General features: G+C 64.8%; 14 protein-coding genes and 1 pseudogene. 10 read left to right on the top strand and 5 right to left on the bottom strand.

The genetic code is table 11. The annotated features are described in order from the left end of the window. A partial coding sequence (gene tolA, locus QN397_RS20255) for a cell envelope integrity protein TolA (RefSeq protein ID WP_323501737.1) occupies positions 1 to 718 on the top strand: 718 nt, incomplete at its 5' end. A 28-nt stretch (positions 719 to 746) separates the two neighbouring features. Here tolA and dnaE read toward each other — a convergent pair. Next, a complete protein-coding gene (dnaE, locus tag QN397_RS20250; protein ID WP_323501736.1) occupies positions 747 to 4,262 on the bottom strand; it encodes a DNA polymerase III subunit alpha in 3,516 nt (1,171 codons plus the stop codon). 62 nt (positions 4,263 to 4,324) lie between these two features. Here dnaE and QN397_RS20245 point away from each other — a divergent pair, with 62 nt between their 5' ends. From QN397_RS20245 to QN397_RS20225, 5 genes are all read left to right on the top strand, one after another. Beyond that, positions 4,325 to 5,110 (top strand): sulfurtransferase, encoded by a 786-nt coding sequence (locus QN397_RS20245; RefSeq protein ID WP_323498006.1) that lies wholly within the window; start codon positions 4,325 to 4,327, stop codon positions 5,108 to 5,110. 59 nt (positions 5,111 to 5,169) lie between these two features. Further along, positions 5,170 to 5,874: a response regulator gene (locus tag QN397_RS20240; protein ID WP_323498005.1), complete on the top strand. Its 705-nt coding sequence runs from the start codon at positions 5,170 to 5,172 to the stop codon at positions 5,872 to 5,874. Continuing rightward, on the top strand, positions 5,849 to 7,456 hold the full coding sequence (locus QN397_RS20235) for a sensor histidine kinase (protein WP_323501735.1): 1,608 nt from the start codon (positions 5,849 to 5,851) through the stop codon (positions 7,454 to 7,456). Before QN397_RS20240 ends, QN397_RS20235 begins: the two co-directional genes overlap by 26 nt. Before the next feature lie 99 nt (positions 7,457 to 7,555). Next, complete coding sequence (locus tag QN397_RS20230) at positions 7,556 to 8,074, top strand: tripartite tricarboxylate transporter TctB family protein (protein ID WP_409052167.1); 519 nt, start codon at positions 7,556 to 7,558, stop codon at positions 8,072 to 8,074. A 4-nt stretch (positions 8,075 to 8,078) separates the two neighbouring features. Further along, positions 8,079 to 9,638 (top strand): tripartite tricarboxylate transporter permease, encoded by a 1,560-nt coding sequence (locus tag QN397_RS20225; protein WP_323498003.1) that lies wholly within the window; start codon positions 8,079 to 8,081, stop codon positions 9,636 to 9,638. A 41-nt stretch (positions 9,639 to 9,679) separates the two neighbouring features. On the opposite strand, the gene QN397_RS20220 is transcribed toward QN397_RS20225, so the two are convergent. The 4 genes from QN397_RS20220 to QN397_RS20205 all read right to left on the bottom strand — a co-directional run bounded on the left by QN397_RS20220 (position 9,680) and on the right by QN397_RS20205 (position 12,437). Further along, positions 9,680 to 10,591, bottom strand: a complete 912-nt coding sequence (locus QN397_RS20220) for a pirin family protein (RefSeq protein ID WP_323498002.1) — start codon at positions 10,589 to 10,591, stop codon at positions 9,680 to 9,682. 15 nt (positions 10,592 to 10,606) lie between these two features. Continuing rightward, positions 10,607 to 11,170: a flavodoxin family protein gene (locus tag QN397_RS20215; RefSeq protein WP_187052390.1), complete on the bottom strand. Its 564-nt coding sequence runs from the start codon at positions 11,168 to 11,170 to the stop codon at positions 10,607 to 10,609. A 48-nt stretch (positions 11,171 to 11,218) separates the two neighbouring features. Further along, a complete protein-coding gene (locus tag QN397_RS20210) occupies positions 11,219 to 11,659 on the bottom strand; it encodes a DoxX family protein (protein ID WP_409052164.1) in 441 nt (146 codons plus the stop codon). Between the two features lie 76 nt (positions 11,660 to 11,735). Next, the gene (locus QN397_RS20205; protein ID WP_323498001.1) at positions 11,736 to 12,437 is read right to left on the bottom strand and encodes a pirin family protein; all 702 of its coding nucleotides are present in this window, start codon (positions 12,435 to 12,437) and stop codon (positions 11,736 to 11,738) included. A gap of 146 nt (positions 12,438 to 12,583) precedes the next feature. Here QN397_RS20205 and QN397_RS20200 point away from each other — a divergent pair, with 146 nt between their 5' ends. From QN397_RS20200 to trmB, 4 genes and pseudogenes are all read left to right on the top strand, one after another. Next, positions 12,584 to 13,537 (top strand): LysR family transcriptional regulator, encoded by a 954-nt coding sequence (locus QN397_RS20200; RefSeq protein WP_323501734.1) that lies wholly within the window; start codon positions 12,584 to 12,586, stop codon positions 13,535 to 13,537. A gap of 164 nt (positions 13,538 to 13,701) precedes the next feature. Then, positions 13,702 to 14,730: an NAD(P)/FAD-dependent oxidoreductase gene (locus QN397_RS20195; protein ID WP_323501740.1), complete on the top strand. Its 1,029-nt coding sequence runs from the start codon at positions 13,702 to 13,704 to the stop codon at positions 14,728 to 14,730. Continuing rightward, a complete protein-coding gene (gluQRS, locus tag QN397_RS20190) occupies positions 14,727 to 15,656 on the top strand; it encodes a tRNA glutamyl-Q(34) synthetase GluQRS (RefSeq protein WP_323501733.1) in 930 nt (309 codons plus the stop codon). The genes QN397_RS20195 and gluQRS overlap by 4 nt, the downstream gene beginning before the upstream one ends. Then, positions 15,656 to 16,396 (top strand): annotated as a pseudogene (gene trmB, locus QN397_RS20185) (tRNA (guanosine(46)-N7)-methyltransferase TrmB); the annotation flags it as partial. The gene gluQRS and the pseudogene trmB, both read left to right, overlap by 1 nt. Between the last annotated feature and the right edge of the window lie 27 nt (positions 16,397 to 16,423).

Genomic DNA, 16,423 nt, shown 5'->3' with positions numbered 1-16,423 from the left:
AGTGAGGCCCGATCCGACGCCGGTGCCACGCGCACCCGACATCGCGCTCGAACGCGAGAAGAAGCTGAAAGAACAGAAGGAGCGCGAGCGGGAAGAAGAGCGGCAAGACAAGCTGAAGGCGCAGCAGCAACAGCAACAACAGCAGGCCGCGAAGAAAGCGCAAGAGAAGAAAGACCTTGACGCCAAGCAGCGCGCCGAGGACGAGGCCGACCGCAAGCTGGAGCAGCAGCAAAAGCTGGCGGACGCCAAAAAGGCCGACGCGCAAAAAGCCATCGAGGCCAAGAAGGCAGAAGCGCAGAAGGCTGCTGCGGCCGAAGCCAAGCAAGCCGACGCTGCCAAGCAGGCCGCTGCCGATCGCGCCGCCACGCTCAAGCGCATGCAGGGCATGGCCGGAGCCACTGGTGCCGAGGGCTCGCAGGGCACGGCGCTGAAGGCGTCAGGCCCTTCCGGCGGCTACGGCGCACGCATCGCCGCCGCAGTGCGCCCCAACGTGACCTTTCCCGACGCTGACACCGTCAACGGCAATCCAGCCGCCGAGTTCGAAGTGAGCCTGGCGCCTGACGGCACCATCGTCAACGTCAAGCTCAGCAAGTCGAGTGGCTTGCCGAGTTGGGACGAGGCCGCCGAACGCGGCCTGCGCAAGACCGATCGTTTGCCTCGCGACAACGATGGGCGCATCTTCCCGTCGTTGATCGTTTCGCTGAAGCCGAAGCGTTAGAAGCCGAAGCGTTGACTGGGCCGGTAATCTACAACTCGTAGATCACCGCGGCCTTGCCCGCTTCAGCCTGCGCCGTCCAGCTGGCCAGCGCCGCATCGGTCGGGAAGAACTTCGCGCTTTCCCCCAGCTGCAATTCAACCTGCGCCCCGCCCCGCGCCAGCGACAAACGCACCGGCAGCCCCTGCCGCAATTCACCGTGCTCGCCCATCTCGGTGCGCGGTGGAAAGTCCCGGGCGATACGCGCAATGTCCGGCGCCTTGCCATTGACTGCCACGCGCAGGAACTTGCCGAAGCGGCAACGCGCACTGGCCAGGTCCCACACCTGCTGCACCTGAAAACGCGCCTCGAAACCTCCGCGACCCGGCTGCAGTTTGCCGCTCACGATCACCAGTTCGTCGTCCTTCAGCGTGTTGCGATTGGCGTTGAAAAGTGCCTCGTCGGCGGTCGCGTCGATCGAGTCCGACTTGTCGTCGAGCTTGAAGATCGCCAACCGACCACGCTGTCCGTTGATGACCCGAAAATCGCTCACGATGCCCGCGATGATTTGCGGTTCGCGGCTGTCCATCAGGTCACCCACCTCGCGCTTGCAGAAGCGCCGCACCTCGTGCGCGACCTCGTCGAACAGGTGTCCCGACAGATAGAAACCGACGGCCGTCTTCTCGAGTGTCAGACGTTCCTTCACGCCCCAAGGCGTGGCGTCGACCAGCTCCGGCTCTTGCGTCGCCGAGCCATGCTCGCTATCGCCGAAGATATCGACCTGGGAAGCGTTGGCTTCGGTGGCGCTCGCGAAGTCGAAGGCCTTGTCGACCGATGCGATGAGCGACGCGCGGTTCTGCTGGATCGAGTCGAAGGCGCCCGCCTTGATGAGCGCCTCGACCGTGCGCTTGTTGATGCGCTGCCGATCTACTCGCACGCAAAAATCGAACAGGCTCTTGAAAGGCCCGCCAGCGTTGCGCGCCTTGACGATCGCTTCGACCGCGAACTGCCCGGTGCCCTTGACGGCGCCCAGGCCATAGCGAATCGACTTGTCCGTTACCGGCTCGAAGCGGTAGTTACCGCGGTTCACGTCCGGCGGCTCGAAGCTGATGCCGAAGTTCTTGATCGCGTCTTCGAACAGCACCTTCAACTTGTCGGTGTCGTCCATTTCAACGGTCATGTTCGCGCAGAAGAACTCGGCCGTGTAATGGACCTTCAACCAGCCGGTGTGATATGCCAGCAGCGAGTAAGCAGCGGCATGCGACTTGTTGAAGCCGTATCCCGCGAACTTCTCCATCAGGTCGAAGATCTCGTCGGCCTTCTCTTGCCCGATTTTGTTGACCGCCGCGCCCTTCCGAAAAATCTCGCGGTGCTCGGCCATTTCTTCGAGCTTTTTCTTGCCCATCGCGCGGCGCAGCAGGTCGGCGCCACCGAGAGAATAGCCGCCCAGGATCTGCGCGGTCTGCATGACCTGCTCCTGGTAGACCATGATCCCGTAGGTCTCCGACAGCATCTCTTCGACCAGCGGATGCGGGTACTCGACCGGCTCGCGGCCGTGCTTGCGCGCGACGAAGCTCGGGATCAGGTCCATCGGCCCCGGCCGATACAACGCATTGAGCGCGATCAGGTCTTCGAGCCGCGTCGGCCGCGCGCCTTTCAACATGCCCTGCATGCCGCGCGATTCGAACTGGAACACCGCCTCCGTCTTGCCTTCCGAGAACAGGCGATAGGTGTGCGCGTCGTCGAGCTTGATGTCCTCGTAGGCGAACTTCTCCTGCCCCTTGTGTCGCGCAATGATGAAGTCCTTGGCGATCTCCAGGATCGTCAGCGTAGCGAGTCCCAAGAAGTCGAACTTGACCAGGCCGATCGCTTCGACGTCGTCCTTGTCGAACTGGCTCACCGCCGAGTCGCTGCCGGGCTGCTGGTACAGCGGGCAAAAGTCGGTGAGCTTGCCGGGCGCGATGAGCACACCGCCCGCATGCATGCCGATGTTGCGCGTCATGCCCTCGAGCTTTTGCGCCAGCTCGACCAGCATGCGAACTTCTTCTTCCTTCTCGATGCGGGCCGCGAGTTGCGGCTCCATCTCGATGGCGTAGTTGTTCTTGTCGCCCTCGACCTTCGGGTTGGGTGGGTACTGGATCGTCACCGGCTGTCCCGGCTTGTTCGGGATGAGCTTGCTGATGCCATCGCAGAACATGTAGCTCATGTCGAGCACGCGGCCCACGTCGCGAATCGCGGCCCGTGCGGCCATGGTGCCGAAGGTGGCGATCTGGCTCACCGCGTCGCGCCCGTACTTGTCCTTCACGTAGTCGATCACCCGGTCGCGATTGCCTTGGCAAAAGTCGATGTCGAAGTCGGGCATCGACACGCGTTCCGGATTCAGGAAACGTTCGAACAGCAGCTTGTATTCAAGCGGATCGAGGTCGGTGATCTTGAGTGCATAAGCGACGAGCGAGCCAGCGCCCGAACCGCGGCCCGGCCCCACCGGACAGCCGTTGTTCTTAGCCCATTTGATGAAGTCGCCCACGATCAAAAAGTAGCCGGGGAAACCCATCTTCAGGATGGTGTTGATCTCGAACTCGAGCCGCTCGACATAGCGCGGCCGCTCGACATCGCGCTTTGCGAGATCGGGGTACAGATGCGCCAGCCGCGCCTCCAGTCCTTCGAACGATTCGACGCGGAAGAACTCGTCGATCGGCATGCGCACGCCATCGACCTCAGGCGTCGGAAAGTTCGGCAACTGCGGCTTGCCGAGCACCAGCGTCAGGTTGCAGCGCTTGGCAATTTCAACCGTGTTGGCGACAGCGCTCGGCACGTCGACGAAAAGCACTTCCATCTCTGCGACCGACTTGAAATATTGCTCCCGCGTGAACTTGCGAACACGGCGCGGATTGCCAAGAATTTCGCCTTCGGAAATGCAGACGCGCGCCTCGTGCGCCTCATAACCCTCGCGGTCTGCGAACTGCACCGGGTGCGTCGCGACCACCGGCAATTTAAGGCGTGCAGCGAGTTGCACTGCGGCGATGACGTGCGGCTCGTCTTCGGGTCGACCGGCGCGCTGCAACTCGATATAGAAGCGATGCGGGAACAGGCTGGCAAGTTGCAAGGCGACCGCCGTTGCGCGCTCGGCGTGGCCTTGCAACAGCGGCGCGCCCAGCGGCCCGGCTTGCGCGCCCGACAGGCAGATGAGCCCACCCTGCAACTCTTCGAGCCATGCCAGCTTGCACACCGCTTGCGACTGACCGCGGCCGACGTTCTGCGTCCATGCGCGCGCCAGCAACTCCGAGAGGTGCAGATAACCCTCGGTGTTTTGCACCAGCAAGACGATGCGCGTCACTGCACCGATTTCGGCGCCGAGGCCTTCGAGCATGACTTCGCAGCCGAGGACGGGCTTGACGCCTTTGCTGCGCGCTTCCTTGTAGAACTTGACCGCACCGAACAGGTTGTTCAGGTCGGTGATGGCCAGCGCCGGCTGCTTGTCGGCAGCGGCGGCGGCGACGACTTCGTCGATTCGATTGGTACCGTCGACGACGGAAAATTCGGTGTGCAGGCGGAGGTGAACGAACATGGATCGATTGTAGAAACTCGGCACTTCACGATGCGATTCAGCGCTCTCTAAAATGGCGGGCTGTGCAAGAAATTTTGAATATCGCCGCTTACAAATTCGTAGGCATCGACGACGCGTCCATGCTGCGCGAAGACCTGCGTTCGCGCGCCCTGTCGGCCGGCCTCATGGGCACGATTTTGCTGGCGCCAGAGGGCATCAACCTCTTTCTCGCCGGCGCGGCGGAGGCGGTGCGCGGATTCCTGGCCGGTCTGCGCGCAGACGAACGTTTTGCCGACCTCGAAACCAAAGAAAGCTGGTCCGCCACACAGCCGTTTCGTCGCATGCTCGTGAAGTGCAAGCGCGAGATCATCCGCATGGACCATCCGGCGATTCAACCCGCAGCCGGTCGTGCGCCGGGCGTCGATGCGCTCACGCTGAAGCGCTGGCTCGACCAGGGTCATGACGATGGCGGCAAACAGATCGTCATGCTCGACACGCGCAACGCCTTCGAAGTCGACGAAGGCACGTTCGAAGGCGCCGTCGACTGGCGCATCGATAAGTTCACGCAGTTTCCGCAAGCGCTCGAAGAGCATCGCGAAGCACTGGTCGGCAAGACGGTCGTGAGCTTCTGCACCGGTGGCATCCGCTGCGAGAAAGCCGCCATCCTGATGCGCGAAGAAGGCGTGGCCGACGTGCTTCAACTCGAAGGCGGCATCCTCAAATACTTCGAGACCGTGGGCGGCGCGCACTACCGCGGCGACTGCTTCGTCTTCGACGGCCGCCGGGCGCTCGCACCCGACCTGAGCGCGCGCTCGACGCACGCCAGCGCTCGCGCACCCGAAGACCCGGACCTCGCAATCAAGCACTGATCGCGCACCTGCCAGTCTCGGCAGGTAGGCGTCAGGCAGGCTCGGGTATTGTCCGCGCCATGCGCATCCTCCTGGTTGAAGACGAACTCGACATGGCCTCTTGGCTGGTCCGCGCGCTGACGCAAAGCGGCTTCGTAGCCGACCACGCGCCCGACGCCCGCACGGCAGAGGCCTTCATGGTCGGCACCGAATACGACGCCATCGTGCTCGACCTGCAACTGCCCGACAAGCACGGCATGAGCGTGCTGGCCGACATGCGAGACGCCGACAACCGCACGCCGGTGTTGATCCTGACTGCGCAAGGCGCGTTGCAAGACCGTGTGCGCGGCCTCAACCTCGGCGCCGACGACTTCCTGACGAAGCCCTTCGAGGTCGCCGAACTGGAGGCGCGCCTTGCGGCATTGGTCCGACGCAGCCGCGGACGACAACACCCGCGCATGCAGTGTGCCTCGCTGTCGTACGACGGCGAGAGCCATGCCTTCTCGCTGCGAGGCACGTTGCTGCCGCTGACGCCGCGCGAACAGGCCGCGCTCACCGCCCTCTTGATGCGCAGTGGTGCACCGGTGAGCAAGTCGAACCTGTTCGGCAAGGTGTTTACCAACGACAGTACCGCGGGGCCCGACGCCATCGAGGTCGTCCTGCACCGGCTGCGGCGCAAGCTCGAGGGCAGCGACGTTCGCATCGTCACCGTGCGCGGACTGGGTTACATGCTCGAAAGCACCGGGGATGCAGTGGTCGATGTCGATGTCTCCAACGCGCGCTGACAAGAACACTGAGCCGCGTCGCTTCGGCATTCGGGCGCGGCTGCTCGCGTTGCTGCTGCCGGGCATCGTCGCGCTGCTCGCGCTCGACAGCTGGAACGACTATCACGCCCTTTCGGAAACCGTCGCCAACGCCTACGACCAGAGCCTGCTGGAACCGGTCAAGGCGCTCGGCAACAGCATCGTCGTGCGGCCAGACGGCAAGGTGCAGGTGCATGAAGCCTTCTCGGTCGAAGCGATGTTCGCGGCGACCAGTGCGCGCTACAAGCATCTGCATGTCGGCATCACGCCCGTGGGCACAGACGGGCCGGAGACCACGCTCATGGGCGTACCCGACTTGCCTCCGCCGCCGGTCGCGCCGCCTGAGCAAAGCGTAGGCAAGCCGGTCTTCTACGACGCTTGGTACCAGGGGCGGCCGGTGCGCATCGCGGCGCTGCGTCAGACCGTGTACGACACCCGCGGCACTCACGACATCCAAGGCGCCGGCGACAGCAGCAGCAACGCCGCCTGGCAGGTGCTGATCCAGGCGGCCGAAAGCACCGGCCCGCGCGCGCGTGCCATGAACGAATCGCTGCAACAGGAACTGTGGCGCGACACCCGCATGCTGGTGGTCGTCACGCTGCTCATCTGGATGGGTGTCGCATGGACGATGCGCCCGCTCGAACGGCTGCGCGCCTCCCTGCGCGAGCGTCAGCCAGACGACCTGCAGCCGCTCGACCCGACCGGCATGCCGCAGGAGGTGATGCCACTGGTCGACGCCGTCAACCACCACATCGAAAGCCACCGCACGATGGTGGCGGAGCATTCGCAGTTCCTTGCGGATGCATCGCATCAACTGCGCACGCCGCTCGCGATCCTGTCGATCCAGGCCGGCTATGCAGTGCGTGAAACCGACCCCGAGCGCATGCGCGAATCGCTGCGCGCCATCGTGACGCAACTGGCGCGCACGCGCCGGCTCAGCGAGCAATTGCTGGCATTGGCACATGCGACGCACCAGGACAACGCGGGTGGCGCGCCCGCGCTCGTCGACCTCAACGCCGTGGCGCGCGCCGTGGTGCTTCAATACCTGCCGCTCGCGCGGGAAAACGATCAGGATCTGGGCTGGATCGATGCGCGTGGCGACCTCCCGTTCGAACGCACGGGTGAAGCCGCAGCGCTCGATGCAGACGGCGAACCCACGCGGCCGGTGCTGCCCGTGCATGCGAACGAAGCCGAACTCCACGAGGTGCTGTCGAACCTCGTGCACAACGCCATCAAGTACACGCCGCGCGGCGGCAGCATCACCGTGTCCGTACGGCGCGATGCGCGCTACGCGCTGGCCGAGGTCTGCGACAGCGGACCGGGCATCAGCGCGGATCGGCGTGCCAGCGTGTTCCAGCGCTTTCAGCGAGACGCGTCGAGCGAGGCGCGCGCCACGCAGGGCGCAGGCCTCGGGCTCACCATCGCGCGCAGCTACGCGCGCCGCAACCACGGCGACATCGAACTGGCGGATGCCGGAAGTGCGGACGGCGCGAGCGGACCTGCCAGCACAGCGGGTGCGGGGCTCCGTGCGACCCTTCGTTTACCCTTAGTGAACCTTAAGTGATTACACGTATTTTGAGCGTCGACAGGGCGGCAGAGAGCCCATCGAAAGCCGATTGAAAGGCTCCATTTCTAGACTGCCTCCTTCAATCGAAGGAGACCTATGCAAGAGCAGCACGCCGGTACGCCCGGGGCGACATCGCCCCTCAAGGCCCGGTTCAAGAAGGATTACTACGGCGGCGCGCTGATGGTGCTGGTCGGCGTCGCTGCCGCAGTCGCCGGCGTCGACTACCGCGTCGGCCAACTCGCGCGCATGGGGCCGGGCTTCTTCCCGGTCGCGCTGGGTTCGCTGCTGGCGCTGGTCGGCGTCATGATCGCTGCGTCCGCGCGCAACCCGAAGCCATCCGCAGAACCTGCCGTGTCGCACGGTCATCCCGGCGGCATGCCGGACATTCGCGGTGGTGTCTGCATCGTGCTGGCCATCCTGGCCTTTCTGCTGCTGGGCGTGTACGGCGGCCTGCTGCCGGCGACCTTTGCCATCGTCTTCATCTCGGCACTGGGCGACCGCGACAACACGCTGATCGAAGCCGGACTGCTGTCGCTCGCCATGTCGGCCATCGCCGTGGTGGTGTTCTGGTGGGCGCTGCAACTGCAGCTGCCGCTCTTCCAGTGGGGCGGCTGACACCATGATTTCGCAATCACTTCACGACCTCTGGTTCGGCTTCGGTGTCGCCTTTCAGGGCACCAACCTGCTGTGGTCTTTTTTTGGCGTGCTGGTCGGCAATTTGATCGGCGTGCTGCCTGGCATGGGCGCGCTCCAAGCCATCTCCATCCTGCTGCCGCTCACTTACGTGATGCATCCGGTGCCCGCGATCCTGATGCTGGCCGGCATCTTCTACGGCTCGCAGTACGGCGGCGCCATCGGTGCCATCCTGCTGAACATGCCCTCGCATCCGCCGCATGCGGTGACCTGTCTCGACGGGTATCCGATGACCAAGCAGGGCAAGGGCGGGGTCGCGCTGGGCATCACGATGATCGCCTCGTTCTTCGCGGCGTCGGTCGGGATCATCGTCATGATCTTCGCGTCGCCGTTGCTGGTGCAGATCGCCTTCAAGTTCGGCCCGACCGAGATCTTCTCGATCATGTTGCTGGGCTTGCTGGCGGGCTCGACCATGTCGCGCGGCTCGCCGCTCAAGGGCGTGGCCATGACACTCTTCGGCCTCCTGTGCGGCGTGGTCGGTACCGACGTCAACAGCGGCAGCTTCCGCTTTGCCTTCGGCCTGCCGGAGTTGAGCGACGGGCTCGAGCTCACCGCGATTTCGATGGGCCTGTTCGGCGTGGCCGACTTCCTGCTCAACGTGAACCGCATGAAAGCCGTCGGCAGCAGCGCCAAGCTCACCTTGGCCGACATGCGTCCGAGCAAAGCCGAGCTGAAGCGTGCCTTCCCGGCGATGATTCGCGGCACCCTCGTCGGCACCGTGTTCGGTGCGATGCCGGGCACCGGCCCGACCATCACGACCTTCATCGCGTACGCGCTGGAACGCAAGATCTCGAAGACGCCGCACAAGTTCGGTACCGGCATGATCGAAGGCGTGGCGGGCCCGGAGGCTTCGGCCCACTCCAAGACGCAGGTCGACTTCATCCCGACGATGAGCCTGGGCATTCCGGGCGACGCAGTGATGGCACTGATCCTCGGTGCGCTGCTGATTCAGGGCATCCAGCCGGGCCCGCAACTGATCACCGAGCATCCGGACATTTTCTGGGGCCTGATCGCCAGCTTCTGGATCGGCAACGTGATCCTGGTGGTGCTCAACGTGCCGCTGATCGGTGTCTGGGTCAAGCTCCTGCGCGTGCCCTACAAGTACCTGTTTCCGGCTGCGATGTTCTTCATTGCGGTGGGCGTCTACAGCACGCAGAACAGCCTGTTCCAGATCTGGGAAGTGCTGGCCTTCGGACTGATCGGCGCGTTGCTGATGTCACTCGAATTCTCGGTCGCACCAATTCTGCTGGGCTTCGTCCTCGGGCCGATGGTCGAAGAGAATTTCCGCCGTGCGCTGTTGCTCTCGCGCGGTGACATGACGGTGTTCGTGACGCGGCCGATCAGCGGCGCGTTCATCGGTCTGTGCGTGCTGTTGCTGGCGGGCGTGATCTTCTCGGCCTGGCGTGGCCGCAAGGGTGAGACGGCGTTGCCGGGTCTCGAACTGCCCCAGCCGCCAATCGACGCCACCCCGGCAGTCAACGAGTAAGCAAAGAACGATCGGCCCTGGGGGGCGATCCGAGCCGACGATCAGACGGGCGTGCTTTTAACGTCCGGCTCCTGAGCCCCGAACGGGTGCCCCGGCAGCGGAATGAACTCCGTCTCGCCTGGCACATGGCCCATGCGCTGGGCGGACCAGTCGGCGCCGGCCTGCAGGATTCGCTCCCGACGGCTCGAAACGAAGTTCCAGGTGATGTAGCGCGGCCCGTCGAGCGGCTCGCCGCCGATCACCACGAGTTGCAAATCGGCCGATGCGTGCAGCGTGGCTCCCGCACCTTCCTGAAGAAACGCCATCGTGTGCGCTGGCACAGCGGTGCCGTCGACCGACACATCGCCATCGACCGCGTACACCGCGAGCTCGGGTGCCAGCGCCGGCAGTACGAAACTCGCGCCGGCCTTCAACTGCACATCGAGGTAGACGGTCGGCGCATACGTCTTGACCGGCGATGTCTCGCCGAACGCGCTGCCGACGAGCACGCGCACCTTGGCGCCCTGCTCTTCGCACGATGGGATGTCCGCTGCAGCCGTGTGCGCGAAATTGGGCTCGGCCTCTTCATGCGCCAGCGGCAGGGCGGCCCATAGCTGCAAGCCGTGGTTGACGTAGGTGTCGGCCTTGAGCTGGTCCGGCTTGCGCTCGGAGTGCACGATGCCGCGACCCGACGTCATCCAGTTGATGGCGCCGGGGCGAATTTCCTGCGTATTGCCGAGGCTGTCGCGATGCATCATCGCGCCCTCGAAAAGATAGGTGACCGTGGCCAGGCCGATGTGCGGATGTGGTCGCACATCGTGCTCGCTGCCCGGTGTTTCGGTGGCGGGGCCGAAGTGATCGAAGAACACGAAAGGCCCGACCGATCGGCGCTTGGCCGAGGGCAGGAGGCGGCGGACTTTGAAGCCGCCGCCGAGGTCTTTGTCGGCCGGTGTCAGCAGTTGAGGTGCAGTCATGGCCGACATGTTGCATCAGGCTTTTGCAGAAGCCCAGCGTGCGCTGGCCTTGGCCACGCGCTCGCCGAACAGGCGTGCGGTGTCGAGGTCGCCCTGCTGCATTTCGGCCGGCGACGAATCCGATGGCGACTGCGCCATGGCGCCGCTGAACGAACCGACGTAGTTGACATCGTTGCGTTGCGCCGCCTTGCTGTTGCTCGGCATGATGGCCGTGCCGACCCAGAGACCGCCCTGCTGCATTGCCAGCGTGAAAAGGTAGTGCAGCGTCGAGAGCTTGTCGCCGTTCATGGTGGCGCTGTTGGTGAAGCCGGCGAACATCTTGTCTTTCCAGGCTTGCGAGAACCATGGCTTGGACGAAGCGTCTGCGAACTTCTTGAACTGCCAGCTCACACTGCCCATGTAGGTCGGCGAGCCCATGACGATGGCATCGGCTGCTGCCAAGGTCTCCCAGCCGCCTTCAGGCAAGTTGCCGTCGGCATCGATCTGCACCAGCTCGGCGCCGGCGCCTTCTGCCACGGCTTGCGCCATGCGCAGGGTATGGCCGTAGCCGGAATGAAAAACGACTGCGATCTTGGACATGTTGATTCCTTCGGAGATGGACGTGTTGGGTGGAGTGGATGCAGCGACTCAGCGCTTGTCGATGCTCAAACGGCCGGCACCGAAAGCTGCCAATGCGAGCAGGCCGCCGGCAATGGCGATGTTCTTGTTGAAATTGATGGTCTGCATCATCTTCATCGCGTCAGGGGCAGCCCAGTACTTGTGGAAAGCCAGCGCAGCAGCCACGGTGAACACAGCCAGCACGATGGCGACGATGCGGGTCTTGAAGCCGAGCAGCAGCGCGATGCCGAAGCCCAGTTCCACGATGATCGCGATCACCGCGGCCACTTCGGGCAACGGCAGGCCGGCCGAGGTGATGTAACCGACGGTGCCGGCGAAGCCCATGAGCTTGCCGATGCCTGCAGGAATGAACAGGTACGCGATCAGGATGCGGCCGACGAGCGCCAGAACGTCTTGCATCGAGGTGGTGGTGACGCCGGACGACGACATGGGTGCGGTGGTTGAGGCCATTGAAATACTCCTGAGTTGAAAAAAAGAGAAAAGGGTCTGACAAGAGAAAGGGCCGTCCGTAGACGGCCCTCTGGGACTAAGCGGCGAGGTCGAATACCAGCACTTCGGCATCCTTGCCGGCACCGAGTTCGATCTTCGACTCGCCTTCGATCATCGCGGCGTCGCCGCCCGACAACTTCTGGCCGTTCACTTCGAGCTCGCCGCGCACCAGTTGCACGTAGCTCTTGCGCGTCGGGTCGAGCGTGAGGCTTGCCTTCTCGTCGCCGTCGATGAGGCCTGCGAACAACCGCGCATCGGCGTTCATGCTGACCGAGCCTTCGGCACCGTCCGGCGATGCGACGAGGCGCAGCTTGCCGCGCTTTTCGGCGTCGTCGAACTTCTTCTGCTCGTAGCCGGGCGCCACACCGCGCTCCTTGGGCTCGATCCAGATCTGCAAAAAGTGCGTGGTCTCGTCGGCCTTGTGATTGAACTCGCTGTGCTGCACGCCGCGCCCTGCGCTCATGCGTTGCACGTCGCCCGGCGGAATGGACTTCACGTTGCCCATGCTGTCTTTGTGAGCGAGTTCGCCCGACAGCACGTAGCTGATGATTTCCATGTCTTTGTGGCCGTGGGTGCCAAAGCCGCCACCCGCCGCCACGCGGTCTTCGTTGATGACGCGCAGGTTGCCGAAGCCCATGTGCGCCGGGTCGTAGTAGCCCGCAAAAGAGAAGCTGTGAAACGAGCGCAGCCAGCCATGGTCTGCATAGCCGCGTTCCTGTGATTTCCTGACTGTCAACATTTGGATTACCTCTGCCCCTGTCGAGGGGCCTTGCTAACTGCCGCGCCGTATGCGTAGCGGATAGAAGTGACTTTATGCCGGGTTGTCACTTGCAAAAGCATCGCGATTTGATGGCACCATTCAAATTATTTGAACGATGATCGGCCATGCCAACCCCTCGTGATGTCTTGACCCCCGACGCGTTGTCGATGCTGCAGACCGTCGTGAGCACCGGCAGTTTTGCCGGCGCCGCCCGCGCACTCAACTTGGTGCCGAGCGCGCTCAGCTATCGCGTGCGGCAGATCGAAGACGCGCTCGACGTGCTGCTGTTCGACCGTAGCGCGCGACAGGCGCGCCTCACAGAAGCCGGCACGGAGTTGCTGCGCGAAGCGGGCCGCATGCTCAATGAAATCGATGCCGTCGCCAACCGCGTGAAGCGGGTCGCCACCGGCTGGGAACCGATGCTCACGGTGGCGATCGACAGCGTGATCCCGCGCGAACCGATCCTCGATCTCGCCTGCGCCTTCTATGCGATCGATCCCCCCACGCGCCTGAAGCTGCGTGACGAAACGCTGCTCGGCACCATCGAGGCATTGACGACGGGTGAGGCCGACCTGGCCATCGGCAGCGTGCTCGATGCCGCCAGCCTGGCCTTCACCGCGACCGGCATCCGCAGCCGCCCGATCGGCGAGTTGCGCTTCGTCTACGCCGTCGCGCCGCAGCATCCGCTGGCACGCCTCGAAGGCGTGCTGACCGACGAGGTGCTGCGACAGCATCGTGCGGTGGCCGCAGCCGATTCGTCGCGCTCCGGGCCGACCATGACGGTCAACCTCGTCGGTGGGCAAGACGTGCTCACCGTCGGCTCGATGGCAGCCAAGCTGGCCGCCCAACTGCATGGGCTCGGCGGTGGCTTTTTGCCCGAGCCGATGGCACGCCCTTACATCGAGGCCGGCCATCTGGTCGAGCGCTCCACCGCCCGCGTGCTCCCCATCGCGACCATGCATTGCGCCTGGCGCGTGCCCAGCGCAGGCAAGCCCGGCCGCGCCCTCGAATGGTGGCTCGCGCAGTTCGACCACGAGGGAACTCGCAAGGCACTGCTCGGGTGGCACCGGGGCCGCTGAAGCCGATGTAGAGTGCAAGCCGACTGTCATTCATCCCGTCAAAAAAAGAGAGACCTGCCATGACCAAAAGCCCACCTGCCAAGCGCCATCGAAGCGCCATCTCCCCGGCCCTCAAAACCACTGCAACTTCGGCTTCGACCTCGACGTCTACTGCGAAGCCGAAGATGGCCGAGCGCCATTACGCCGTCATCGGCGCCGGCATCGCGGGCATTGCCGCCGCGCGCACGCTGGTGCAGGCCGGTCACCGCGTCACGGTGTTCGAGCGCGAGTCGCAGGTCGGCGGCCGCATGGCGAGCGACAAGACGCAGTTCGGCCGCTTCGACACCGGCGCGCAGTACTTCACCGTGCGCGATCCGCGCTTCGCCGCCGCCATCGAAACCACGCCCGGCCTGTGCAAGCGATGGAGCGCCAACGCCGTGCGCGTGCTGGATGCCCATGGTCTCGTCGCTGAAGCCGCGCTGCCGTCGCGGGAGCCGCATTGGGTGGCGCAGCCGGGCATGGATGCGCTGGTCGCGCAATGGGCTGTGCCGCTGGGCAGCAGCGTCGTCACCGACACGCACGTCGTGCAGATCGAGCGCGACACCATCGACGGCAAGCGCTGGCAATTGCGTACCGCCGGTGTAGACGACTCGGTGCATGTGTATTCGGGCTTCGATGCGGTGTTGCTCGCGGTGCCACCTTCACGCGCACGGCAGCTGCTCGGCACCCATTCGCCGACGATCACGCAGAAGATAGAGAAGGTCCGTATCGCGCCATGCTGGACCTTGATGATCGCGTTTCCGCAGGCCAACCAGGCCAACATGTCGCACCTCGGTCCGCAGTGGAACGCGGCGCGCAGCACGCACCATCGCGTGGCCTGGCTCACGCGCGAATCGTCCAAGCCGGGACGCGAGCGTGTCGAACGCTGGACCTTGCAAGCCAGCGCACCTTGGTCGCAAGAACACTTGCGCGACGACAGCGCCCGCATCGAGGCCAAGCTGCTTCGCGCCTTCTCCGAGATCACCGGCATCCGGGCCGAACCCTCGTTTGCGAAGACCCGTTGCTGGGCCGAGGCGCAGACCCAAGTGCCGGTCGGCAAGTCGCACCTGTGGGATGCGAAAGCCCGCATCGGCATCGCCGGCGACTGGTGCATGGGCCATCGGGTCGAAGACGCTTTTCTGTCCGGACTCTCGCTCGCTCTCGCCGCACTGTGACCGCATCGGGGCGCGCTGTCCGCACCGGGCGGTTCGCCCCCTCGCCCACCGGCCCGCTGCACGCGGGCTCGCTGGTCGCCGCGCTGGCAAGCTGGCTCGATGCGCGTGCGCAAGGCAGTCGTTGGCTGGTGCGCATGGAAAACGGCGACACAGAGCGCTGCCTGCCCGGTGTGGGTGAAAGCATCCTCGAACAGTTGGCCGCATGTGCGCTCGTGTCCGATGAGCCGCCGGTTTGGCAGACGCAACGCCTGCCGGCTTACCAACAGGCTTTCGATCGATTGGTGGCCGCCGGCCTTGCCTACCCCTGCGCCTGCTCTCGCGCCGAGATCGACGCCGCACTCGCGCAGCAAGGTGTGCCGCACACGCGCCATGGCGAGCGCGTATACCCAGGCACCTGTCGCAACGGACTGGATGGCAAGCCCGCGCGTGCCTGGCGCTTTGCCACGGCCCGATTCGAAGCCGCGCACCCGACCGAGGGCGTCACCTGGATCGACCGCCGGCTCGGCCCGCAATGGCAAGACGTGGCGCAGGAGGTCGGCGACTTCGTACTGCGCCGCGCCGACGGACCGTGGGCCTATCAACTGCGCGTAGTGGTCGACGATGCGGAACAGCACGTCACCGACGTCGTGCGCGGCGAAGACCTGACCGACAACACCGCACGCCAGCTATTGCTGCAGCGCGCACTGGGCCTGCCAACGCCGCGCTATCTGCACACGCCGCTGGTGCTCGGTGCCGATGGCGAGAAACTGTCGAAGCAGACAGGCGCGGCTTCGTTCGACACCCGCACGCCGCAAGCCGCGCTGGCCGAGCTCGACAAGGCGGCGCGAGTTCTCGGCCTGCCCCCCGCACAACAAGCGATATCGCCGTCCGACGCGCTCACATCATGGGTTCCGCAATGGGCCGCTCTCTACAATCCGCCGCCGTGATGACCCAACTGCCTGACACCCCCCAAGACCCCGAAGACCCGACGCCATCCTCGGACCCGACCCATCCATTGCACCGTCGCCTGAAAAGCTTCGTGCGCCGCGCCGGCCGCACCACCGACGGCCAGGCGCGCGCCTTTACCGAACTGGGTCCGCTGTACCTGCTGCCGTACAGCGAAGAGTCGATCGACCTCGCCACCGTGTTCGGCCGCGTGGCGCCGACCGTGCTCGAGATCGGCTTCGGCATGGGTGAAGCCACTGCATCCATCGCCGCGACCATGCCCGACACCAACTTCCTGTGCTGCGAAGTGCACGAGCCCGGCGTGGGCGCCCTGCTCAAGCGCATCGGCGAACAGCAGTTGACCAACATCCGCATCTGCGCCCACGACGCGGTCGAGGTGCTCGACCACATGCTGCAGCCCGACACGCTCGACGGCGTGCATGTGTTTTTCCCCGACCCGTGGCACAAGAAGCGCCACAACAAGCGGCGCCTGCTGCAGTCGCCCTTCGTCGCCAAGCTGGCCGCGCACCTGAAGCCCGGCGGCTATCTGCATTGCGCGACCGACTGGCAGCCGTACGCCGAGCAGATCCTCGAAGTGCTCGCGCACGAACCGCTGCTGCGCAATACGGCGGTCGATGCCAGTGGCTATGCCCCCAAGCCCGCTTACCGCCCGCTCACCAAGTTCGAGAACCGCGGCATCAAGCTGGGGCATGGCGTGTGGGACGTGGTGTTCGAACGTAGGGCGGAAACGCAGCAGCGGCCACCCATC

This window comes from Variovorax sp. RTB1, from assembly GCF_035018765.1.
Classification (GTDB): domain Bacteria; phylum Pseudomonadota; class Gammaproteobacteria; order Burkholderiales; family Burkholderiaceae_C; genus Variovorax.
Note: the sequence above shows the minus strand (reverse complement) of the source record. Positions and strands in the feature narration are given on the sequence as shown.

Bases quoted from the DNA above. Each gene is read 5' to 3' on its own strand.
- dnaE (WP_323501736.1), bottom strand. From the start codon at position 4,262: ATGTTCGTTCACCTCCGCCTGCACACCGAATTTTCCGTCGTCGACGGT.
- QN397_RS20240 (WP_323498005.1), top strand. From the start codon at position 5,170: ATGCGCATCCTCCTGGTTGAAGACGAACTCGACATGGCCTCTTGGCTG.
- QN397_RS20235 (WP_323501735.1), top strand. From the start codon at position 5,849: ATGTCGATGTCTCCAACGCGCGCTGACAAGAACACTGAGCCGCGTCGC.
- QN397_RS20230 (WP_409052167.1), top strand. From the start codon at position 7,556: ATGCAAGAGCAGCACGCCGGTACGCCCGGGGCGACATCGCCCCTCAAG.
- QN397_RS20225 (WP_323498003.1), top strand. From the start codon at position 8,079: ATGATTTCGCAATCACTTCACGACCTCTGGTTCGGCTTCGGTGTCGCC.
- QN397_RS20220 (WP_323498002.1), bottom strand. From the start codon at position 10,591: ATGACTGCACCTCAACTGCTGACACCGGCCGACAAAGACCTCGGCGGC.
- QN397_RS20215 (WP_187052390.1), bottom strand. From the start codon at position 11,170: ATGTCCAAGATCGCAGTCGTTTTTCATTCCGGCTACGGCCATACCCTG.
- QN397_RS20210 (WP_409052164.1), bottom strand. From the start codon at position 11,659: ATGGCCTCAACCACCGCACCCATGTCGTCGTCCGGCGTCACCACCACC.
- QN397_RS20205 (WP_323498001.1), bottom strand. From the start codon at position 12,437: ATGTTGACAGTCAGGAAATCACAGGAACGCGGCTATGCAGACCATGGC.
- QN397_RS20200 (WP_323501734.1), top strand. From the start codon at position 12,584: ATGCCAACCCCTCGTGATGTCTTGACCCCCGACGCGTTGTCGATGCTG.
- QN397_RS20195 (WP_323501740.1), top strand. From the start codon at position 13,702: ATGGCCGAGCGCCATTACGCCGTCATCGGCGCCGGCATCGCGGGCATT.